This is a genomic window from Frankia sp. BMG5.60 (genome assembly GCF_059428125.1).
In genome coordinates, this window is record NZ_CM182091.1 from 812,855 (window position 1) to 834,974 (window position 22,120).

Genomic DNA, 22,120 nt, shown 5'->3' on the forward strand with positions numbered 1-22,120 from the left:
GGAGCTTCGATGGAGTAGCCCGTGCCGACGAAACACATCCCGGATCCCTGCCTCGCCGACATCCTGCGCCGCAACGCGGAGCGGTTCGGCGACGTTCCCGCCTACCTGTACGAGGGGCGCAGCGTCACCCACCGTGAGCTGCTGCGTCGCGCAACGGCCATCGCGGCGGCCCTCGCCCGGGCCGGCCTGCGCCGCCAGGACCGGGTGGCCCTGCTCGGTCGCAACAGCATCGCCTTCGGCGAGGTGCTGGCCGCCGGTCAGCTCAGCGGCCTCGTCGTCGCGACCGTCAACTTCCGCCTCGCGGCGCCCGAGATCGCCCGCATCCTCGCCGACGCCAAGCCGCGGGCGATCTTCGTCGACGCCGAGTTCCTGCCGATCGTCGCGGCGCTGCGCGCGGAGCTCGGCCTCGAACTGGTCGTCCGCCTCGACGACCCGGGCGCGGGCGACCCGAGCGCGAACGGCACGAGCGCGAACGGCACGGGCGGCGATCTCGTGGGCCTGGGCGACGTCGTGGGCCTGGCGGAGTTCCGCGACGCCGCGCTCGACGACGAGCTTCCGTTCGCCGCCCGGCCCGACGACATCGCCTGCCTGATCTACACCAGCGGCACCACCGGCCGGCCGAAGGGCTGCATCATGGGCCAGCGGGAGATGTTCCGCGTCGGCCAGACGATGAACGTCGAGATGCGCACCGGCAGCGACGACCGGATTCTGCTGGTGATGCCGCTGTTCCACATCGGCGCGATGGCGATGGCCTTCGGCCTGCACGCCCGCGGCGGCACCGCGGTGCTGCACCGGCAGTTCGAGCCGGCGGCGCTGCTGGCCACGGTGCCGGCGGACGGCATCACCGTGCTGCACCTGGCGCCGAGCATGCTGCAGGCGGTGCTGACCGAGGCCGGGGCGGGGCCGGGCGTCGCCGACCCGGCGCCGGTGGCGGCGCTGCGCGGGGTGCGCTCCATCGTCTACTCGGCCGCGCCCATCACGGCGCCGACGCTGGCCGCGGCGCTCGCCGCGATGCCGGACACCGGCTTCCTCAACCTGTACGGCCAGACCGAGGTGATCACCTCGGGGCTGCCCCGCGAGCTGCACCGCGGCTCCGGGCCCGACCGGGACCGCCGGCTCACCTCCGTCGGCTTCCCCTACCCGGACACCGAGATCCGCATCCTCGACGACGACGGAGCGCAGTGCCCGCCCGGCGTGCCCGGCGAGATCGTGGTGGCCTCCCCGGCGATGTTCCGCGGCTACTGGAACGACTCGGCCACCACCGGCGTGACGCTCGCCGACGGCTGGTGCCACACCGGCGACGTCGGCGTCCTCGATGAGGAGGGCCTGCTGCACCTGGTCGACCGCAAGAAGGACGTCATCATCAGCGGCGGGGAGAACATCTACTCCCTGGAGGTCGAGGACGCCGTGCTCACCCACCCCGCCGTCGTGCAGTGCGCCGTGGTCGGCGTGCCCGACGAGCGCTGGGGCGAGGCCGTGTGCGCCGTCGTCGTCCTCGCGCCCGGTGGTGAGCGTGGCGCAGGCGCCACGCTCACCTCGGGCGAGCTGCGCGAGCACGTGGCCACCCGGATCGCCCGCTACAAGTCACCGCGGTCCGCGGTGGTCGTCGACGAACTGCCCGTCCTGCCTACCGGAAAGATCGACAAGAAGGCGCTGCGTGCCCGGCTGGCGGCCGCGCCGCGAGAGGCGCCGCGAGAGGTGCCGGCATGAGCTACCGCTACATCGACTACGACACGCTCGGTGAGGGCCGGATCGCCCGGATCACCCTCAACCGGCCGAAGGCGCGCAACGCCCAGAACCGGGGCCTGCTCGTCGAGCTCGGGGAGGCGTTCGCCCGGGCGGAGGCCGACGACGGCGTGCGTGTGGTGATCCTGCGCGGCGCCGGCGCGTCGTTCTCCGCCGGGCACGACCTCGGCACCCCCGAGAGCCTCGCCGAGCGCGACCCGGACAGCCCCGACCTGCACCCCACCTTCCAGTGCAACGGGGCCTCCTACGGCGGCGCGGAGAACCGCACCCGCCAGGAGTGGCACTACTACTACGAGAACACGAAGCGCTGGCGGAACCTGCGCAAGATCACCATCGCCCAGGTACACGGCAACGTGCTGTCCGCCGGGCTGATGCTGGCCTGGTGCTGCGACCTGATCGTGGCCGCGGACAACACCGTGTTCGCCGACGTCGTCGGCACCCGCCTGGGCATGTGCGGGGTGGAGTACTTCGCCCACCCCTGGGAGTTCGGCCCGCGCAAGGCCAAGGAGCTGCTGCTCACCGGCGACTCTCTCGGTGCCGACGAGGCGCACGCGCTGGGCATGGTCAGCAAGGTCTTCGGAGTCGAGGACGTCTCCGAGCGGACGGTGGAGTTCGCCGCCCGGATCGCGAAGGTCCCGACGATGGCGGCGCTGCTGGTCAAGGAGTCGGTCAACCAGGCGCAGGACGCGATGGGCTTCAGCTCGGCGCTCGACGCCGCCTTCACCCTGCACCAGCTCAACCACGCGCACTGGAGCGAGGTCTCCGGCGGCAAGGTGTACGTCGGCACCGCCGAGTACGGCCTGGACGACTGGCGCAACGCCCCCGCCATCCTGCCGGCCGACAAGAACCGGCCCTAAGAGCCTCCAGCGCCACAGCACCGCCGCACAGCACCGCCCCGAAGCCACCGTGTTCGCGAGCAGACGCGACGCGGTGGCTTCGGCATTTTCGGCGATTGAACGATTGTTCAGCTCTCTGAACGGTGCTTTGACAGGGGGACGGTGATCCGTGAGGGTCATCACATCCCCCTCGCCATCTTTTCCCTCGCCCGCCGCCCCTGCCCCGGGTGCGCGGCCGAGTGGTAACGAGCGGCAAAAATCCTCGACCCAGGAGCGCGTCATGATCACCACCGAGAAGCACGCCGAGGTCCGCGAGCTGCTCGACGCCGAGCGGGCGGCCGGGCGACGGGTCGCCATGGTCGGCACCAGCGGCGGCACCCACTCCGGGCACATCTCCCTGGTCGAACAGGCGAAGAAGGAGTGCGACGTCGTCGCCGTGTTCTGGAACGGGGCGCTGAAGCTGGAATGGGCCTCCGGCGGCGTGCAGGCCTACAACCGCGACCTCGCCCACGACCAGGCGCTGTTCGAGGCGGCCGGCGTCGACATCTTCTACATCCCGATGCGCGACGACCTCTACCAGCGGCCCTCGAACACCTTCATGGCCATGCCGGGGATGCTGCGGCACCTGACCGGCATGCCCGAGGGCGAGCACATGGAGCTGCTCGTGACGATGGTCGCCACCCTGCTCAACATCGCGGGGCCCTGCCTGACGTTCTTCGGCGAGAAGGACTGGCAGCAGCTCGTGATGTTCCAGCGGATGGTCGAGGACCTGCACCTGCCGTCGCGGGTCATCGGCTGCCCCACCCGCCGGGAGCCCGACGGGGTGGCGATCTCCAGCCGTAACACCAAGCTCTCCCCCGAGCAGCGCGCCGCCGCGCCGGCGCTGTACGCCGCGCTGACCGCCGCGGCCGACGCGATCGCCGCCGGGGAACGCGACGCCCGCGCCGCGGCCGAGGTCGCCCTGGCCCGGCTGCGCCCGGTCGCCGACCCGGACTACATCGTCGCCGTCGAGGCCGCGACGCTGCGCCCGCTGGACACCCTCGACCCGGGCGCCGAGGGCGGCCCGAGCGACGGCGAGGTCCGCCTGCTCGCCTCGGTCCGCTTCGGCACCACGCCGCTGGTCGACAACATCGGCGTCACCGTCCCCACCGCCTGAGCGGCGAGGCCCACGTCCGCCCCCGCCCCCGCCGCCACGGCCTGACAGCCGCGAACCGCAAACCGCCACCCCTGACAGGAGCGCCCCATGGATGTCGGTGACCTCATCCTCGTCAGCGTCGACGACCACGTCGTCGAGCCGCCCACCATGTTCGACGCGCACATCCCCGCCCGCTACCGCGACCGCGCGCCGCACGTCGTCGAGACCGCCGACGGCAACCAGATCTGGACCTACGAGGGACAGATAACTCCCAACATCGGCCTCAACGCGGTCGCCGGCGTGCGCCCGGAGGACTACGGGTTAGACCCGACCCGGTTCGACCAGATGCGGCCGGGGTGTCACGACATCGACGAGCGCATCCGGGACATGAACGTCAACGGGGTGCTGGCCAGCCTGAACTTCCCGACGTTCGCCCAGTTCTGCGGCCAGTTCCTGACCCGGGCGACCGCCGACCGCGAGCTCGGCCTCGCCGTCGTGCGCGCCTACAACGACTGGCACATCGACGAGTGGGCCGGCGCCCATCCCGGCCGGATCATCCCGCTGGCCGTCATGCCGCTGTGGGACGCCGAGCTCATGGCCGCCGAGATCCGCCGGGTCGCCGCGAAGGGCTGCCGCGCGGTGACCTTCTCGGAGAACCCGGCGAAGCTCGGCCTGCCGAGCCTGCACAGCCGTTCCTGGGACCCGTTCTGGGCGGCCTGCGCGGAGACGAACGTCGTCGTCTGCCTGCACATCGGCTCGTCGTCGCAGGTGCCGGTGACCGCCGAGGACGCGCCGATGGAGGTCTCCATCGCGCTCAGCCCGATGAACACCCAGTCGACCCTGACCGACCTGCTGTTCTCCGGCGTGCTCCCCCGCTACCCGGACCTGCGGATCGCGCTGTCCGAGGGCGGCATCGGCTGGATCCCCTACACCCTCGAGCGCTGCGACTACGTCTACCGCCACCACCGCGCGTGGACGGGCACCGAGCTCGGCGACCGGCTGCCCAGCGAGCTGTTCCGCGACCAGATCTACAGCTGCTTCATCGACGACCCGGCCGGGCTCGTGCTGCGCGAGCGGGTCGGCCTGCACACGATCATGTGGGAGTGCGACTACCCGCACGGCGACTCGACCTGGCCGAACAGCCCCGAGGAGCTGGCCCGCTCGCTGGCCGGCATCCCCGACGACGAGGTCAACGCGATCACGCACCTCAACGCGCTGCGGGCGTTCGACTTCGACGCCTTCTCCCACCGCCCGCGCGAGCGCTCCACCGTCGCCGCGCTGCGGGCCGAGGGCGCCGACGTCGACCTGACGCTGCGGCACATCCTGCGCGAGCACCGCGGCAGCACCCCGGGCGAGCTCGCCGCGATCGCCGTGCAGGCCGCGGGCAAGGGATGAGCGGCCCCGCACCAGCAGGTCGGTCGTACCGGTCGCACCGAGAGGACGGCACATGAGGCTGCAGGGCAAGGTCGCGCTGGTCACCGGCGGTACCGCCGGCATCGGCGCCGGGATCGTGCGGATGTTCGTCGACGAGGGCGCGGCGGTGGCGTTCACCGGGCGCAACGAGTCCACCGGCATCGCGCTGGAGAAGGAGTTACGCGACGCCGGCGGTACCGCGATGTTCGTGCGCGCCGACAACCAGATCGAGTCGGACGTCAAGGGCGCCATCGCCGCGACCGTCGACGCCTACGGTCCGGTCACCGTGCTGGTGAACAACGCGGCGGCGACGGACGTGACGATCAGCGGTGTCGACAACCACGTCGACGAGATCACCAACGAGGACTTCGACTACACCGTCCGCACCGCGCTGTACGGGACGCTGTGGGCCAGCAAGTACGCGATCCCGCACATGCGCGCGGCGGGCGGCGGCTCGATCATCAACATCTCGGCGTCGTCGAGCATCCTGTCCGTGCGCTCCCGACCCGCCTACCAGGCGTCCAAGGGGGCGATCAACTCGCTGACCCGGCAGATGTCGGTCGACTACGGCCCGGACTCCATCCGCGCCAACGCGATCATCGTCGGGTTCATCAACACCGACGGCGACACCATGCGCAAGCTGCTCGCCGACGAGGAGTACATGCACGTCATCCGCAGCATGCTGTCGCTGCCGCGGCTAGGCGAACCCGCCGACATCGCCGCCGCCGCGGTCTACCTGGCGGCCGACGAGTCGAAGTACGTCACCGGGACCCAGCTCACCGTCGACGGCGGCGCGACCAGCCACCAGCCGGTCGTGCCCCGCGTCGTCCCGAACGAGCCGGTCGCCGGCTAGTCCGCTCCCCCGCGCCTCGCGGACGGTGTGCGTGGGAGCGGCGCCAACTGTCTCCTCCACAGGGATATATCGGACATGCAACCCTGTGGACGAGACAGGAAGGCCCGCTCCCACGCATCCGCCGGGCGGCGGGCGGCGGCTCAGCCGGGCGGGACGCTCAGGCGGGCGGGACGCTCAGGCGGGCGGGACGCTCAGGCGGGCGGGACGCTCAGGCGGGCGGCGGGCTGCCGAGCACGCCATCCTTGACGAGACGGTCGATCTCGTCGGCGCCGTAGCCGACCTCGCGCAGCACCTCGCGGGAGTGCTCGCCGAGCGCGGGCGCGCCCAGGCGCATCACCGGGTGCGCGTCGTCGAACTGGGCCGGCGCGCCGGGCAGGCGCAGCCCGGGGCGGGTCGGATGGGCCATGAGGTAGCCGTTGTCGACGACGGCCGGGTCGCCGACGACCTCCTCCGGTACCGCGTAGAACGAGAAGATGCAGTCCTGCTCCCGCAGCCGGGCGTCGAACTCGGCGCGGGTGAGCGTGCCGATCGCCGCCCGAAACCGGTCGCCCAGCTCGCCCCAGGCGGACCGGCGCGACGCGGCATCCGGGTAGGCGTCGATCAGCTCGGGCAGGCCGACGGCGGTGCAGGCGGGCGCCCAGTAGCGGGCCTCGTCGAGCATCACGAGGTTGACGAAGCGGCCGTCGCCGGTGCGGTAGGTGTTGACCAGGGGGCTGCGCGGGCCGCCGCCGGTCATCTGCATCTGGCGGCCGGTCAGCGAGCTGTAGGCGAGGTCGGGGCCCATCGTCCAGGTCGCGCCGTTGAGCAGGGCGGTGTCGACGACGACGCCCTTGCCGGTGCGCAGGACGTGGACGAGGCCGGCGCAGACCGCGCCGGCGAGGTACATGCCCGTTGGCACGTCGCCGAGGGCCGGGCGCTGCATCGTCGGCTCCGGCGCGTCCGGCGCGGTGAGCACGTGGGCGACGCCGCCGCGGGCCCAGTAGGAGACCCCGTCGTAGCCGCCGGCCTCGGCGTCCGGGCCGGCCTGGCCCTGGCCGTGGCCCTTGGCCACGACGAGCTTCGGGTTGAGGGCCAGCAGGTCCGCGGGTTCGGTGCGCAGCTTGCGCCGCACCCGCGGCAGCTGGTTGGTGATGTAGACGTCCGCCCAGCGGACGAGCCGTTCGAAGACCTGCCGGCCGGCCGCCGTCTCCACGTCGAGCGCGACGCCCCGCTTGTTGCGGTTGACCAGCTCGAACATGAACTCCTCGCCGTCGGCCTCGGGGACGAGGCGGTTGGCGTGGATCTGGCGCATCGGATCGCCGGTGGGCCGTTCCAGCTTGACGACGTCCGCGCCGAAGTCGGCCAGCGCCGCCGCGGCGGACGGCACGAAACCGTGCTCGGAGAACTCCAGCACCTTGATACCCGCGAGCGGAAACGTCATAAGATCAACACCTGGTCTCCCTATGGTCGGCCTGCCGGCCGCGCCCCATGGCGATCACCAAGATCGGGATCACCTCGTCAGTCCGTCACGGGCGACCGGAACTTGACGGAAGCATCAAGTTTCCCCCGGCGCCAGCCCGGCACAGGGGGCGGTTCGGCCGCCCACGCCCCGCGTGGCCGCGCCGCCGATGCGTTGACGCTCCCGCCAGGACGTTCCTAGAATTGTGTTCTACATCGCGGCTGCCGGCTTGACCACACCTCGTTCCCCGCCGTGATCCCCGCTGCGATCCCCGCAGCGAGGCGCGGGCCCCGGAGCCGACCGAACGTTCCCGCCCGACCACCCGACGCCCCGGCCGCAGGCCGACCGGCGAGCGGGCACTCACGCCCAGGAGGCACAACGCATGGATCTCGGCATCGCCGGCAAGGTCGTCTTCTTAACCGGCGGAAGCAAGGGGATGGGCCGCGAGGCCGCCCGCCTGCTCGCCGCCGAAGGCTGCAAGGTGGCGATCGTCGCTCGGACGAAGACCGCCATCGACGAGGCGGTCGAGCAGATCACGGCCGACGGCGGCACCGCGATCGGGGTCCCGGCCGACCTCACCGACCGCGCCGACGTCGACCGGGCGGTCGCCGAGGTCACCTCGACGTTCGGGCCGCCGCTGATCGTGATCGGCCAGACCGTCTTCAACATCCCGGGCGACTTCGAGGACATCACCGAGCCCGAGCACTACGTCGACTCGTTCCGCAGCTACACGATGAGCCAGGTCTACCTGCTGCACGCCGTGCTGCCCGGGATGCGCGAGGCCGGCTGGGGGCGCTTCGTCCACATCGGCTCGGCGACCGCCAAGGAGCCGGTGGGCGCGATCCACCACGCCATCGCCAACGCCACCCGCCCGTCGACGATCGGCCTGCTCAAGACCGTCTCCGACGAGTACGCCCGCTACGGCATCACCGTGAACACGGTGGCGCCGGGCTGGATCGAGACCGCGAACGCGATCGCCTACATGGACGCCAACGTGGGCGTGCACGACGAGCAGGCCCGCCGCGAGTGGATGCGCACCAACGCACGGGTGCCCGCGGCGCGCCTCGGCCGCCCGGACGAGATCGCCTCGATGATCGTCTACCTGTGCTCGGAGCAGGCCGGCTACGTCACCGGCAACTGGATCGAGGTCGACGGCGGCCATCACCGCTCGGCGTTCTGATCCGCGCCAGGATCGGGCCGGCGGCGGGCAGCTCTTTCATCCTGACGATAGTCTTAGTAGTGTTACAGCTCATAGAGCTGCGTCACGTTCACCGACGAGGAGCAGGGAGGCATCCGGTGAGATCCGCACCCTCCCCCCGGGATCCGGCAGGACCGGTGCACCCGGACTCACGCACGCTGGTGCGTTCTTCCGTCCTCTGTAAGCGTCAAGGAGTGTCATGCAGGTCGAGGACCTTATCCTGATCAGCGTCGACGACCACGTCGTGGAACCGCCCACGATGTTCGACGCGCACATCCCCGCGAAGTACAAGGACCGGGCTCCGCACATCGTCAAGGGCCCCAACGGCGGTGACCTGTGGGCGTTCGAGGACGGCTTCGCCCCGAACGTCGGCCTCAACGCCGTCGCCGGCTGTCCTCCGGAGGAGTACGGGCTCGACCCGACCGAGTACGCCCAGATGCGCCCCGGCTGCTACGACGCCGACGAGCGCGTGCGCGACATGAGCGCCGGCGGCGTGCTCGCAGGCATCAACTTCCCCACCTTCCCGCACTTCTGCGGCCAGCTCTTCCTGCGCGCGAAGGACAAGGACCTCGCGCTGGCCAGCGTGCGCGCCTACAACGACTGGCACATCGACGAGTGGGCCGGCTCCCACCCGGACCGGCTGATCCCGATCACCCTGCCCGTCCTGTGGGACCCCGAGCTCGCCGCCGAGGAGATCCGCCGGGTCGCGGCGAAGGGCGCCCACGCGGTGACCTTCTCCGAGAACCCGACCAAGCTGGGCCTGCCGAGCTACCACACCGAGTACTGGGACCCGTTCCTGCGCGCCTGCGCGGACAACAACGTGGTCGTCAACATCCACATCGGCTCGTCGTCGTCGATGAACATCACCGCTCCGGACGCCCCGCCGGAGGTCATGATCGCCCTGACCCCGGTGAACAGCCTGATGGCGGTCACCGACCTGGTCTTCTCCGGGATCTTCAAGCGGATCCCGAACCTGCAGATGGCCCTGTCCGAGGGGGGCATCGGCTGGCTGCCCTACGCCCTCGAGCGCGCCGACTACGTCTACCAGCACCACCACGCGTGGACGTTCACCGACCTCGGCGGCCGGCTGCCCAGCCAGGTCTTCTACGACCACATCTGGACCTGCTTCATCGACGACCCGGTGGGCGTGAAGCTGCGCGACCAGGTCGGCATCGACAAGATCATGTGGGAGCTGGACTACCCGCACTCGGACTCCACCTGGCCGCACGGTCCCGAGAAGCTGTTCAAGGACCTCGCCGGGGTCTCGGACGCCGACATCAACAAGATCACCCATGAGAACGCGATCCGGGCGTACTCGTTCGACCCCTTCACCATCCGGCCGAAGGAGAAGTCCACCGTCGCCGCGCTGCGCGCCGAGGCGGCCGACGTCGACATCGAGACCAAGAGCATGGGTCGCCGCAAGGCGGAGGCCGACTCCGGCAACGCCTCACTGCTGGGCTCGGTGGCCGCCACGGGCGCAAACCAGTAGTTCCACCCGTGAGGTAGGTCCCCCGCGCGGGCCGGCCCCGGCCGGCCCGCGCGGGTACGCGCGCCGCCGTGCCGGCGGCCCGCTCCTTCGCGGTGGCCCCGACGCGGCCGTCAGCGTTCTGCCAGCACCGTGGCGGGGCGTCGGTCGCGGGGTGGGCGCTGCGCGCGGGGACGCCGGCGGTCTCGGACGGTGGCGACCAGGGCCTGGGCGAACGTGCGGCCGGTCTGGGGCAGCGAGCGCAGGAAGCCGGGATCGGTGAACCCGCCGGCGCGGTCGTCGAAGATGCCGTGCGCCCCGGCGTCGCGTTCGCCGTCGGCTGGCGCGCGCAGGTTGTCCGGCCGGTCCGGCGGCAGCGGGGCGTCGGTGAGCTGGGACTCCCAGGCGCCCAGGGCCGCGTAGTGGTTGCCGAAGCCGGGAGCCACTGAGCCGGCGGCGACCAGGGCCTTGTTCCACGACCCGATGATTTTCGACCGGCGGCCGTCGACGGCGGCGCGCACGATGAACTTCGCGCACAGCTCCGGCTGGTAGATCGGCGGGACGGGCTGGGGGTGACGGTCCAGCGAGGTGTGGCACCAGGAGAACTGCGGGGTGTTGACCGCGGGCAGGTGCACCATCGACATCCGGACGTGACTGCCGTCGTGCAGCAGTTCGGCGCGGGCTGATTCGAAGAAGCCGCGGCTGGCGAACTTCGCCGCGCAGTACGGGGCCTGCAGCGGGATGCCGATGAAGGCGAGAGCCGAGCCCACGTTGACGATCGAGCCACGGTCGCGGGGACGCATCCGGGACAGCGCGGCCATGGTGCCCCAGACCTGGCCGAGGAACGTGACCTCGATCGCCCGCTGGAAGTCCGCCGGCGAGGTCTGCGCCAGCGGGGCGAAGCTGGTCGTCATGGCGTTGTTGACCCACACGTCGAGGGGACCGAGCCGGTCCTGCGCGGTGTCGGCGGCCCGGTCCACAGCCGCATGGTCGGCGACGTCGGTGGGCAGGACGAGCGCCCGCCGACCCCGCGACTCGACCTCGGCCGCCGCCGCCTGCAGGCCGACGCGTCCGCGCGCCAGCAGTGCGACGTCGAAGCCCTGGTCGGCCAGGGCGAGCGCCGTGGCCCGTCCGACTCCCGCCGACGCCCCGGTCACCACAGCCACCTTGCGTTCCGCCATGCCGGCCTGCCTCCATTCGTCTGCCGCTGCCAGTCCACCTGCCGCTGCCAGTTCATCTGCCGCTGCCGATCCCCCGCCGTGGCCTCTCTACCCGCCATTCCGATATTCATCCGGGGCGAGGACGGCGGCGCATTCCAGCAGCAGGGCGTGGACGAAGGCCTGCGGCAGGTTGCCGCGCAACTGGCGTTGGTCGACGTCGAACTCCTCCGCGAGCAGGCCGGGGCTGCCGCAGCTCGCCCGGCCGCGTTCGAACAGCACCCGCGCGCCGAGATGCTCGCCCTGGTGGTGGCGGGCCAGGGCGAGCAGGAAGCCGCAGAGCAGGAACGCGCCCTCCTCGTCGCCGAGCGGTCCGCCACCGTCCGGGGGGAACCGGTAGACGTAGTCGTCGCGGACGAGGCCGGCCTCCACCGCGGCGACGGTGGCCCGACTGCGGGGGTCGTCGGGCCGCAGCGCGCCGCGCAGGGCCGGCAGCAGCAGCGCCGCGTCGATCCGGGGATCACCGGGGCTGCGTTGCCAGCGGCCGTCGGGGTGCAGGCAGTCTGCGCCGACGTCGGCCAGGATCGCCTCGGCCAGGCCGTGCCAGCGGGAGGCCGACCGGGCCGGCGCCTGGGCCGCGATCGCACGCAGGCCGGAGACGCAGGTCAGGCGGGAGTGGGCCCACCGCCGGGCGTCGATCTCCCAGATGCCGGCGTCGGGTTCGTGGCCGCGACGCGCGATCGCGTCGACCGCCGCCTCGGCGGCCCGCCAGCCGTCGGTGTCGAGCCGGTCGTGGCGGGCGGCGACGGCGAACAGGTCGAGGGCCTCCCCGAAGGCGTCGAGCTGGAACTGGCCGTTGGCCCGGTTGCCCGCCCGGTCGGCCCCGCCGGGATAACCGGCGAGGTGTGGCAGGGCCCGTTCGTCGGGTACCGGGCCGCCGCGGACCGTGTAGGCGGGCCTCATCGCCGGGCCGTCGGCCAGCAGCCGCTGGGCGACGAAGCCGACCGCGGTGTCGAGCAGCCGGTACTGGCCGTGGGCGGCGACCGCCCGGCCGGCGTAGCACTGGTCGCGGATCCAGGCGTAGCGGTAGTCGTAGTTGCGCCCGGCGCGGGCCCGCTCCGGCAGGCTCATCGTCGCGGCCGCCGCCATTCCCCCCGCGCTGCTGGTGAGTCCGGTCAGGACCGCGAGCGCCTGCCCGGTGTCGCGGACGGCCAGGGCCCCGGCGGCTGGCGCGCCGACGGCGTCGCGCCAGCCGGCCTCCGTCGCCCGCCAGAGGTCCTCCACGTCGCCGGCCCGGGGTCGCCGCAGGGGCCGGTCGGAGATCTCCAGGAGAAGGTCATGCTGCTCGCCGGCCGTCAGCTTCAGGGTGACGACCAACGGTCCGGAACCGGTGCGGGTCGCGTTCACCGCGCCGGACCAGCGCAACGTCACCGGTCCGGACCGGCCGGTCCAGGCGGCGCCGGCGCCTTCGCCGCCACCGCCACCTTCGCCGCCGAGGGTGAGCCCGTCCATGTCCGCCAGGCCGTAGCCGGCACGGACATCGAGGACGACGCGGATCTGCGCGGAGCCGGACAGGACCCGGATTCGGCGCAGGATCACGGCCGTGTGCGGGTCGGCGGGCAGGGCGAGCGCGTCGCGGCACTCCACGATCCCGTCGGTGGTGACCCAACGGCCGTTCCAGATCAGCGACCGGTCGTCGTAGTAGCCGCCCCAGGAGTAGCGGCCGACCGGCGTCACCGCGTAGCTGCCGCCGCCGCCGATCAGCGCGGCGAACACCGCGTCGGAGTCCCAGCTCGGCGCGCACATCCAGGCCAGGTCGCCGTCCGGGCCGACGATCGCGCCGCGCTCGCCGTCGCCGAGGAAGGCATAGTCGCGTAGCACGTGCGGAGGGAACCGCCCGGTCGCGACGTCCATGGCATTCGGGTCGGCGCCGCTCGGGTTGGCGGCATTCGGGTCGGCGGCGCCTGGGTCAGTCGACATGCCAGCGCTCCGCGGTCGGGGCGATCGTCAGGCCGTGGCCCGGCGCGGTGCCGTCCGGCGTCATCGTGCCGGCGGTCACCGGCGGGACCCCGTCGGCGAGCAGTGGTTCGAGGCGGGCATGGTCGGCGAACCACTCGACGTGACGCAGGTTCGGGATCGCGGCGGCGACCGGGGCGTGCAGCGCGGGCGCGCAGTGCGCGGAGACCTGTAGGTGGTGGGACTGGGCGAGGGCGGCGGCGCGCAGCCAGTTCGTGTAGCCGCCGCAGCGGGTGACGTCGAGCTGCAGGCAGTCGACCACTCCCAGCAGCCCGCGCACGTCGTCGAGGTCGGCGGCGTACTCCCCGGCCGCGACGTCGCAACGCACCGCGGCCCGGACCGCGGCGAGTCCGTCGACGTCGTCGCTGCTGACCGGTTCCTCGAACCAGGTGACGCCGGCGTCGTCCAGCGCCGCGCCGACGCGGCGGGCCGGCCCGACCTGGTAGCCGCCGTTGGCGTCGACCATCAGCTCGACGCCGTCGCCGGCCAGCTCCCGCAGCCGTCGCACCCGCGCCAGGTCACGGTCGATCCGGGTGCCCCACGACTCGCCGATCTTGATTTTCATGCTGGTGCAGCCCGCTTTCCGCCACCCGGCGACCTGGTCGGCCAGCGCCGCGTCGTCGAGGGTGGTGAAGCCGCCGGAGCCGTAGACGGGCACCTGCTCGCGGCACCGGCCCAGCAGCGCGGGGAGCCCGACGCCGAGCAGCCGGGCCTTCAGGTCCCACCAGGCGATGTCGACCGCGCTGAGCGCCTGCATCACCGTGCCACGGGTACCGAGGTTGCGGCAGGCCCGGTGCATCGCCGACCAGCCGGCGGTGATGTCCCACGCGCACCGGCCTCGGACGACCCCGGCGAGGTGCCCGGCGACAACCGTCGCGGCGGCGGGGCTGCCGTAGGTCCAGCCCACGCCCGTGTGCCCGCCGGCGGCGAGGGTGACGGTGACCGCGGTGGTGGCGTCCCAGGCCAGGGTGCCGTCCGCTTCCGGCCGCTCGGTGGGAAACCGGTAGACGCCAACCGTCACCGTCTCCAGCGCGGGTTCGTCCGAGGTCATGATCGCACCACCTCCTGGCCGGTCGGCCGCGCGCCGGACCGGTGCTCGCCGGTCGGGCCGCCACGGCTCAACGCGACGAGCCGGTCGGCGGCCCGGGCCGCCAACGCCATGATCGTCAGGGCGGGGTTGGCGGCGCCCTGGGTCGGCAGGACGCTGCCGTCGACGACGAAGAGGTTCTCCACGCCGAACACCCGGTGGTCGGCGTCGACCACGCCGTCGGCCGGGCGGGCGGCCATCCGGGCGCCGCCGACGAGGTGCGCATAGCGGTCGACGGTGATGACCTCGGTGGCGCCGGCCGCGGTCAGGATCGCCTCCATCGACGCCGTCGCCGCCCGCTGGAGCTGCCGGTCGTTGTCGCACCGGGAGTAGGCGAAGTGGGCGACGGGCAGGCCGTGCCGGTCGGTCTCGTCGGCGAGCGTGACCCGGTTGTCGGGCTGCGGCAGGTACTCGCACAGCGCGCCCAGCGTCGCCCAGTGGACATAGTCCCGCAGGTACTCGCGCAGCGGCGCGCCCCAGTGGCCCTGGGCGGTGACGTGTTCGGCCCAGGTGATCGGCAGCGGGCTGACGTTCTGGATCGACCAGCCCCGCCGGTACGGCTGCGCCGGATCGGTCTCGTAGAACTGCTCGCTGGAGACCTCCGGCGGCGGCGCCTTGTACATCCGGATCTCCTCGGCGAAGCGGCCCGCGGTCTGCGGCGCGCCCTGCACCATCAGGTACCGCCCAAGCTGGTCATGGTCGTTGCCGAGCCCGTCCGGCCAACGCGCGCTGGTCGACAGCAGCAGCAGACGCGGAGTCTCGATCGAGTAGCCGGCCACCGCGACGGCCCCCGCCCGCTGGACGTGCTCCCGGCCCGCACGCAGATAGGTGACACCGGTGACCCGCCCAGTCCGGTCGTCGACGACGACCCGGCTGACATGGCTGTCGGGACGGATCTCGGCACCGTGCGCCAACGCGTCCGGGATGTGGGTGACCAGCGGGCTGGCCTTCGCGTTGACCTTGCAGCCCTGCAGACAGAAACCCCGGTAGATGCAGTGCGGCCGATTACCGAACCGGCCGTTGGGAATCGCCACCGGACCCACCCGGGCCTCGATGCCGGCCGCGCGGGCGCCACGCAGGAAGATCTCCCCGTTGCCGCCGACCGGATGCGGCCGGTGTGGGTAGCCGTGCGGATCGCCCCACGGCCAGCTCTCCCCCGCGACCGGCAGTTCCCGCTCGAGCGCGGCGTAGTACGGCCGCAGGTCCGCGTACGAGATCGGCCAGTCCGCGCCCACCCCATCGGCGGTGAAGGTCGAGAAGTCCGACGGATGCAACCGCGGCGTGTAGCCGGCATAGTGCACCATCGACCCGCCGACCCCGCGCCCGGAGTTGTTCGACCCCAGCGGCACCGGATCCGCGCCCCCGATCTGGCGCGGCTCGGTCCAGTACAGGACGTGGCCGCCCCGCTCGTCGCTGACCCAGTCGGCATCGGGATCCCAGAACGGGCCGGCATCCAGACAGACGACCCGCCAGCCGGCCCGAGCCAGCCGCTGGGTCAGCACCCCGCCACCGGCGCCCGCCCCGACGACGACCAGGTCGACCTCGTCGTCATCGGCGAAGCGGCGCATGTCCACGCGCAGCCGATGGTTCGTGCGGCTGCCATCGTTCGGAATCAGCCACGCCGACGCGTTGCGGGCACGGACCTCGTCGCGTCCCCTCATGCCGCGCCCCTCATGCCGCGTCTCTCATGACGAAGGTCCCGGCTCGAGCAGGTCCTCATGCCGCCGGCGTTCCCGCTCCACCCGCTCGGCGAACGGGACCGGGTCGGCGGCGTCGTGGTCGGCCACCTCCGCGTGCTCCCGGGCGTCGACCCCCGCGTGGAGGTAACCCCGCGGGTAGGCCGGCCCGGGAAACCCGATCTCGTTCCAGGCCCACGGATGCGAGTAGAACGCCGTGCAGGCATAACGAGTCCACAGGCTCCAGACGTGGGCGGCCGGCCAGTCGTGCCAGTCCCGGCCGGCGTCGGCAAGGTCCTGCACGGCCTGAATCAGCCCCGCCTGCCCGCCGGGGTCGAGCTCGGCGAAGGACCGACCGCCGTAAGCCGCGCGGGCGTCCGCGTCGAGAGCACCGAGGCTGTCCCGCCAGGCCTGGGCGTCTTCCGGCATGTCGTCGTAGTGCCAGCCGTCGGTCTCCCCCGCGGCCAGACGGGCGTCGATCAGCGCCAGGACCGGCACCCGCGGCTCGCCGTCCTGGGCGAGCAGCAGGTCGAACAGCGGACCGGCGACGGCGACGTCCGCCGGGGTGAAGAACGCCAGCTCGGCCGGCGGGGCGAGCCGGCCCAGCACGACGCCGGCGGTGACGTCGTCCCACCCGTCGGCCTGGTCGAGGACGTCGAAGCCGGGGAACCGGCCCCGGCTCTGCGGGGTGACGGCCCGCTGATCGGGAGCGCGCGACGGCATCTACCCGTCCCCCCGCGGCGGGGGCCCCTCCCGGCGCAGGACCGCGGCGAGCAGCCCCATCCCGCCGACGAGCGAGGCCAGCAGCGGGGCGAACACCGGCGGCCCCGATTCCAGGTTGTAGCGGGTGATCCCGCCGGGACGCTGCTTCACGCCCCGCCAGTGCAGGTAGGTGCCCTGCAGACCGTTCGCGACGATCGCCGCCGAGGCCAGCGGCAGCACCGTGTGCGCCGCCCGCCGGGAGAACACCGCGGCGACACCGGCCGGAATCGCGGTGGGGACCACGGCGATCGGCCACCACATCATCGCGTTGCCGAAGCTCGCACCGTCATGGGACAGGTAGATCTCCCCGGCCGTGATCGCCGCGCCCACCGCCGTCAACGCGGACAGGCCGCGCTCGAACCGCCCGGTGCGGACATCGGCCAGTGCCGTGTCCGCCAGCGTCGCCGCCTGCGCAGCACCCACATCCTTCTCCCTTCGCCCCGGGTGACATCCGACCAACCCACCGCTCGCGGGCGGCTCCAAGCTCCGGAGGTCAGTGGAAGTAGTTGGTGTCGATCAGGGTGCCGTCGATGTCGAGCAGGATGCTCGGCGCACAGCCTCTCTCCACTGGCCCCTCCCCGCAGTCCCCGGGGTCACCCGGCTGTCCTCAGGTCCACGGTGCCCGCACAGCGCTGAACAAACCCGGTTGGTCCGGTCGGTCGGGATCGCAGCGCGCACCCCGGCCCGCAGCGCACCCAGGGGTCGCAGCGCACCCAGGGGTTCGGCGTGCGGGGTCGCCTCGCCGGGCCACTCCGGGCGTTGCGGGTGAAGAATGTGCGGCTATGGACGTGCGGAGCAGGAACCATGTTCTGGTCACCGGCCGGGAGGGCGCCCCGGTCGTGACGCTGGCACACGGGTTCGGCTGCGACCAGAACATGTGGCGCCTGGTGGTCCCCGCCCTGGCCCGCGAGTTCACCGTGGTGCTCTTCGACCATGTCGGCGCCGGCCGCTCCGATCTGTCGGCCTGGAACCCGCGGCGCTACGCCACGCTGGACGGCTATGCCGAGGACGTCGTGGAGATCTGCGCGGAACTCGCCGTCGGGCCGGTGACGTTCGTGGAGCATTCGGTAAGTTCCATGATCGGAGTTCTGGCCGCTGCCCGGCGGCCGGACCTGTTCGACCGGCTGGTCCTGCTCACCCCCTCCCCCTGCTACCTCGAGGACGGCGACTACCACGGCGGCTTCAGCGCCGAGGACATCGACGAGCTGCTGGAGTCGCTGGAGAGCAACTACCTGGGCTGGTCGGCGACGATGGCTCCGGTGATCATGGGCAATCCGGACCGACCCGAGCTGGGCGAGGAGCTGACGAACAGCTTCTGCCGCACCGACCCGGACATCGCCCGGTCCTTCGCCCGGGCGACGTTCTTGTCGGACAACCGGGCCGATCTCGCCCAGGTCCGGGTGCCCACCCTGGTGGTGGAGTGCTCGAACGACGCGATCGCGCCGACGGGCGTGGGCGCGTTTGTCCAGGCGAGCATCCCGGGCAGTGAACTGGTGACGTTGCCGGCGACCGGCCACTGCCCGCAGCTGAGCGCGCCGGAGGCCACGGCCGCGGCGATCGTCGCGTTCGCGGCGATCGTCGCGTTCGCGGCCGCCGGGCGGTGATGGACGACAGGGGAGGCGAGGCGGTGTGCGCGGACTCCGATGATCAGCTCCCGTTCGCCGCGCTGCTGGAGGACAGCCTCGAGGATCTGTACGAGAACGCGCCCTGCGGCTACCTCTCCACCCTCCTGGACGGGCAGATCGCGAAGATCAACGCCACTCTGCTCGGCTGGCTGGGCTACCGGCGCGAGGAGCTGGTCGGGCGGCGCCGCTTCGCCGACCTGCTCACCGTCGGGGGGCAGATCTACCACGAGACCCACTTCGCCCCGCTGCTGCGCATACAGGGCGAGATCAGTGGCATCGCGCTGGAGCTCAAGGCCGCCGACGGCACCCGGTTGCCGGTCCTCGTGACCTCGACGGTGCGCTTCGGCGGCGACGGGCAGCCGCTGCTGATCCGCACCACGATCTTCGACGCCCGGGACCGTCGCGCGTACGAGACGGAGCTGCTGCGCGCCCGGCAGGAATCCGAGCGGGAACGCGAACGCCTCCAGCGCCTGACCACCACGCTCCAGCGAACCCTGCTGCCCCCGGTCCTGCCGCCGGTGCCCGGCCTGGACGTGGCCGCGCATTACCACTTCGCCTCGCCCGACGAGGTCGGCGGGGACTTCTACGACCTGTTCCCCCTCGCCACCGGCGCCTGGGGGCTGTTCCTCGGTGACGTGCGCGGCAAGGGTGCCGCCGCCGCGGCCGTGACCTCCCTCGTCCGGTACACACTGCGGGCCGCGGCCGTGTACGACCCGGACCCGGCCGCGGTGCTGGCCAACCTCAACACCGTCCTCGGCGCCGAAGACGGTGACTACGAGCCACGCTTCTGCACCGTGATCTTCGGGCTGCTCATCCCCGACGCGGACGCCGGCGGCTTCGCCCTCGCCCTGGCCAGTGGCGGCCATCCCCCGGCGCTGCTGCTGCGGGCCGACGGCACGACCACCTACCTGTCCACCCCCGGCGGGCAGCTCATCGGCGTCCTGCCCGACGCGCGGATCTCCACCACCCGCGTGCGCCTCGCACCCGGCGACACCCTGCTGCTCTACACCGACGGGCTGACCGAGGCCCGCACCGCCAATGTCGGCCGCCGCCGCTACAGCGACGACGCGCTGTTCGATCTCGCCGCCAGCCTGGCCCCCACCACCGCGGCGGCGGCCGTCGACGCCCTGATCGCCCTGTTAGACGGCTTCGGCGACGGGCTGGACGACGACACCGCAGTCCTGGCCATCAGGGTGCCGGCCGAAGCGGGGCGAAAAGCGGTTGATGGGGTTGATGGGGCCTGTCATCCGCCGGTGCCCGCAGTCAGCGATCCCGGCCGAACACCCGGGTCGGGTCCGCGATGAGATCGCCCTCCCGGTCGTAGAGCAGGGCCCCCAACGATCCCAGTACCAGGGCGCTGCGACGCAGATGGTGGGCGCACAGCAGGAGGTCGACCTCGTGGGCATGCGTCCTGCCCGGGGGGAGCACTATCTGGGCGACCGGCTCGGAGGGGCAGCAGCAGGACCGGCTGCCGGGCTCGATCGCCCGGTGCGGCGGGCGCGGGGCCGCGACGGCCGCCCCGCCTTCCGCGTCCGACCTGGACGTCACGGCCGACCGGGACAGGTGAATGCCGGGGAGATTCATGGGGTGACCATCCCGCACCAGCCGCCTGGCCACACGTGCCGATCGTCCCCCAGGAGCGGACCATCGGTCTTCCCGCGCCATCGGCCTCCCCACGCAAAAACCCCGGCTCGCGTGGGGTTTCGGCGTCTCCGCCTGACCGAGCGGGAAGAGCACCGTATCGTCCTGCGCATGGAGACGATCCGGGTGTTCATCCTCGACGATCACGAGATCGTGCGTAACGGTCTGCGACAGACCCTCGAACGCCACGACGACATCGAGGTCGTCGGCGAGGCCGGTCTCGCCGCCGAGGCGCTGCGCCGGATTCCGGCTCTCCTGCCGAACGTCGCCGTCCTCGACGGGCGGCTCCCCGACGGAAGCGGCATCGACGTGTGCCGGGACATCCGCTCCGCCCACCCCGACATCGCCTGTCTGATCCTGACGTCCTATGACGACGACGAGGCGCTGTTCTCCGCCATCATGGCGGGCGCGGCCGGTTACGTGCTCAAGGAGATCCGTGGCAACGACCTCGTGAGCGCCATCCGTTCGGTCGCAGCCGGGCAGTCGCTGCTCTCCCCCTCCGTCACCCGCCGGGTGCTCGAACGCATGCGCGAGGGGCCGAAGAAGGATCCGGCGCTGGCGTCCCTCAGCGCCCGGGAACGCGAGATCCTTCAGTACATCGCCGAAGGTCTCACCAATCGGCAGATCGGTACCCGGGTGCACCTGTCCGAGAAGACGGTCAAGAACTACGTCTCCAGCATCCTGGAGAAGCTCGACATGACCAGCCGGACACAGGCCGCGGTCTACGCGCTGAAGCTGACAGGCGAGGACTGACCGAACCTGTCAGCCCGAGGGCGCCGCGGCCAGGGCCTCGACGTGCCGGGTGAGCCCGTCGCGGGCGCGGGGGTCGGCGACGTGGGTGATGATGTCGCGGGCCTGCCCCTGCACGCTGCGCCCCCACAGCGAGGCGGTGCCGTGCTCGCTGACGAGGTAGCTGTGCTGGAAGCTGGTCGTCGGTTCACCAAGGGACGCCACGACCGTCGAGGTGTCCGACTTGGCATGCCAGCTCGGCAGCGCGATCACCGCATGGCCACCCGGCGCGTGCAGGGCACCGGCGACGAAGTCGGGCTGCCCGCCGAAGCCGGACCAGACCCGCCCCCGCACATGGGAGGCGTTCACCTGCGCGTGCAGATCGACCTGCAACGCGGTGTTGATCGACGTCATCGCCGGCTGGCGGGCGATCGTGCCGGGATCGTTCACGGTCTCGGTACGCAGCAGCCGCACCCGCGGGTTGCGATCCACCCAGCCATACAGCTCCGCCGAACCGAACAGGAAGCTGGTGACCAGATCGGCACCGGTATCGAGCGCGCCGGCCCGATCGAGGGCCAGCACACCGTCGGAGAACGTCTCGGTCCACACCCGCAACCCACGGCGGCCGGTGAGCGCGGCGAGCGTGGCGTTCGGCACCCCACCGATCCCGAGCTGCAGGGTCGCACCGTCGACGACCAGGGCAGCGACCCGCTCCCCGATCGCCCGCCCCACCTCGTCGCCCGCCCTCACCACCGGCTGTGACAGCGGCTGCTCCGCCTCGACGGCCAGATCGACCACATCCAGGGACAGCTCCCCGTCCCCGAACGTGTACGGCATCGCCGGGTTGAGCTGGGCGACGACCAGCCCCCCACCGGCCCGCGCCGCCTCCACCGCCGCCGGCAGGATGTTGACCTCGGTACCGAGCGACACCCGCCCGTTCACCGGCGGGCTCGTGTGCACCACGACGACATCCGGACGGTAGGGCCCGGTGAGCAGGCGGGGAACCAGGCTCAACCGGCACGGCACGTACTCCAACGTCCCCAGCCCCCGCATGCCGGGACCGACGAACGGCGTCACGTGCGACACCCCCGCCCGCACCGGCAGACCCGCCTGCGGGTTGAGCACGAACAGCCGGTAGGACTCGACGGCCTCGTCGACCGCCCGCAGGGCCACCCCCGGACTCGCGAAGTTCCCCGATGCCACCACCACCGGCCGCCGCCCCCCGCCCCCGTCACCGCGACCGGCAAGATGCCCCGCGACCATCCCGCCAAGCAGGGACGTGCTGACGATTCGCATACCCCCATCGTCCCAATCCACCGCCGCGGCGCATCAGGTACCCGGCC

General features: G+C 72.3%; 19 protein-coding genes. 10 read left to right on the top strand and 9 right to left on the bottom strand.

Features of this window, described 5'->3' with window-relative positions:
• Nucleotides 1-21: 21 nt before the first annotated feature.
• The 5 genes from AC5R91_RS03490 to AC5R91_RS03510 all read left to right on the top strand — a co-directional run bounded on the left by AC5R91_RS03490 (nt 22) and on the right by AC5R91_RS03510 (nt 5,983).
• Nucleotides 22-1,710, top strand: coding sequence for an AMP-binding protein (locus AC5R91_RS03490; protein ID WP_495395648.1), 1,689 nt, complete (start codon nt 22-24; stop codon nt 1,708-1,710).
• Complete coding sequence (locus AC5R91_RS03495; protein WP_495395649.1) at nt 1,707-2,603, top strand: enoyl-CoA hydratase; 897 nt, start codon at nt 1,707-1,709, stop codon at nt 2,601-2,603. Before AC5R91_RS03490 ends, AC5R91_RS03495 begins: the two co-directional genes overlap by 4 nt.
• A gap of 259 nt (nt 2,604-2,862) precedes the next feature.
• The gene (locus AC5R91_RS03500; protein WP_495395650.1) at nt 2,863-3,738 is read left to right on the top strand and encodes a pantoate--beta-alanine ligase; all 876 of its coding nucleotides are present in this window, start codon (nt 2,863-2,865) and stop codon (nt 3,736-3,738) included.
• 87 nt (nt 3,739-3,825) lie between these two features.
• On the top strand, nt 3,826-5,112 hold the full coding sequence (locus tag AC5R91_RS03505) for an amidohydrolase family protein (RefSeq protein WP_495395651.1): 1,287 nt from the start codon (nt 3,826-3,828) through the stop codon (nt 5,110-5,112).
• 52 nt (nt 5,113-5,164) lie between these two features.
• On the top strand, nt 5,165-5,983 hold the full coding sequence (locus AC5R91_RS03510; RefSeq protein WP_495395652.1) for an SDR family NAD(P)-dependent oxidoreductase: 819 nt from the start codon (nt 5,165-5,167) through the stop codon (nt 5,981-5,983).
• Between the two features lie 208 nt (nt 5,984-6,191).
• Here the strand turns inward: AC5R91_RS03510 and AC5R91_RS03515 are convergent, their stop codons facing one another.
• The gene (locus AC5R91_RS03515) at nt 6,192-7,403 is read right to left on the bottom strand and encodes a CoA transferase (RefSeq protein ID WP_495395653.1); all 1,212 of its coding nucleotides are present in this window, start codon (nt 7,401-7,403) and stop codon (nt 6,192-6,194) included.
• 400 nt (nt 7,404-7,803) lie between these two features.
• Here AC5R91_RS03515 and AC5R91_RS03520 point away from each other — a divergent pair, with 400 nt between their 5' ends.
• Together AC5R91_RS03520 and AC5R91_RS03525 are read left to right on the top strand one after the other, a co-directional pair.
• Nucleotides 7,804-8,601: an SDR family oxidoreductase gene (locus AC5R91_RS03520; RefSeq protein ID WP_044885795.1), complete on the top strand. Its 798-nt coding sequence runs from the start codon at nt 7,804-7,806 to the stop codon at nt 8,599-8,601.
• Nucleotides 8,602-8,818: 217 nt separating this feature from the next.
• Nucleotides 8,819-10,108, top strand: coding sequence for an amidohydrolase family protein (locus AC5R91_RS03525; RefSeq protein ID WP_495395654.1), 1,290 nt, complete (start codon nt 8,819-8,821; stop codon nt 10,106-10,108).
• A 110-nt stretch (nt 10,109-10,218) separates the two neighbouring features.
• Here the strand turns inward: AC5R91_RS03525 and AC5R91_RS03530 are convergent, their stop codons facing one another.
• From AC5R91_RS03530 to AC5R91_RS03555, 6 genes are all read right to left on the bottom strand, one after another.
• Entirely contained in the window at nt 10,219-11,265 is a 1,047-nt protein-coding gene (locus tag AC5R91_RS03530) for an SDR family oxidoreductase (RefSeq protein ID WP_495395655.1), read from the bottom strand.
• Between the two features lie 87 nt (nt 11,266-11,352).
• A complete protein-coding gene (locus tag AC5R91_RS03535; protein WP_495395656.1) occupies nt 11,353-13,221 on the bottom strand; it encodes a glycoside hydrolase family 15 protein in 1,869 nt (622 codons plus the stop codon).
• The gene (locus AC5R91_RS03540) at nt 13,211-14,308 is read right to left on the bottom strand and encodes an enolase C-terminal domain-like protein (RefSeq protein WP_495395657.1); all 1,098 of its coding nucleotides are present in this window, start codon (nt 14,306-14,308) and stop codon (nt 13,211-13,213) included. Before AC5R91_RS03540 ends, AC5R91_RS03535 begins: the two co-directional genes overlap by 11 nt.
• Entirely contained in the window at nt 14,305-16,005 is a 1,701-nt protein-coding gene (locus AC5R91_RS03545; protein WP_495395658.1) for a GMC family oxidoreductase, read from the bottom strand. Before AC5R91_RS03545 ends, AC5R91_RS03540 begins: the two co-directional genes overlap by 4 nt.
• Before the next feature lie 24 nt (nt 16,006-16,029).
• Nucleotides 16,030-16,743: a gluconate 2-dehydrogenase subunit 3 family protein gene (locus tag AC5R91_RS03550; RefSeq protein WP_495395659.1), complete on the bottom strand. Its 714-nt coding sequence runs from the start codon at nt 16,741-16,743 to the stop codon at nt 16,030-16,032.
• The gene (locus AC5R91_RS03555; RefSeq protein ID WP_495395660.1) at nt 16,744-17,205 is read right to left on the bottom strand and encodes a hypothetical protein; all 462 of its coding nucleotides are present in this window, start codon (nt 17,203-17,205) and stop codon (nt 16,744-16,746) included. It lies immediately after the preceding gene.
• A gap of 359 nt (nt 17,206-17,564) precedes the next feature.
• Between AC5R91_RS03555 and AC5R91_RS03560 the strand changes: the two genes are divergently transcribed.
• On the top strand, nt 17,565-18,386 hold the full coding sequence (locus AC5R91_RS03560; RefSeq protein WP_495395661.1) for an alpha/beta fold hydrolase: 822 nt from the start codon (nt 17,565-17,567) through the stop codon (nt 18,384-18,386).
• Nucleotides 18,386-19,711 (top strand): SpoIIE family protein phosphatase, encoded by a 1,326-nt coding sequence (locus AC5R91_RS03565; protein WP_495395662.1) that lies wholly within the window; start codon nt 18,386-18,388, stop codon nt 19,709-19,711. The genes AC5R91_RS03560 and AC5R91_RS03565 overlap by 1 nt, the downstream gene beginning before the upstream one ends.
• On the opposite strand, the gene AC5R91_RS03570 is transcribed toward AC5R91_RS03565, so the two are convergent.
• On the bottom strand, nt 19,671-19,991 hold the full coding sequence (locus tag AC5R91_RS03570) for a hypothetical protein (RefSeq protein ID WP_495395663.1): 321 nt from the start codon (nt 19,989-19,991) through the stop codon (nt 19,671-19,673). The genes AC5R91_RS03565 and AC5R91_RS03570 overlap by 41 nt on opposite strands.
• A gap of 168 nt (nt 19,992-20,159) precedes the next feature.
• On the opposite strand from AC5R91_RS03570, the gene AC5R91_RS03575 reads away from it, so the two are divergent.
• Nucleotides 20,160-20,801, top strand: a complete 642-nt coding sequence (locus AC5R91_RS03575) for a response regulator (protein WP_044885791.1) — start codon at nt 20,160-20,162, stop codon at nt 20,799-20,801.
• A 9-nt stretch (nt 20,802-20,810) separates the two neighbouring features.
• Here the strand turns inward: AC5R91_RS03575 and AC5R91_RS03580 are convergent, their stop codons facing one another.
• Nucleotides 20,811-22,073, bottom strand: coding sequence for an acetyl-CoA hydrolase/transferase family protein (locus AC5R91_RS03580; RefSeq protein ID WP_495395664.1), 1,263 nt, complete (start codon nt 22,071-22,073; stop codon nt 20,811-20,813).
• Between the last annotated feature and the right edge of the window lie 47 nt (nt 22,074-22,120).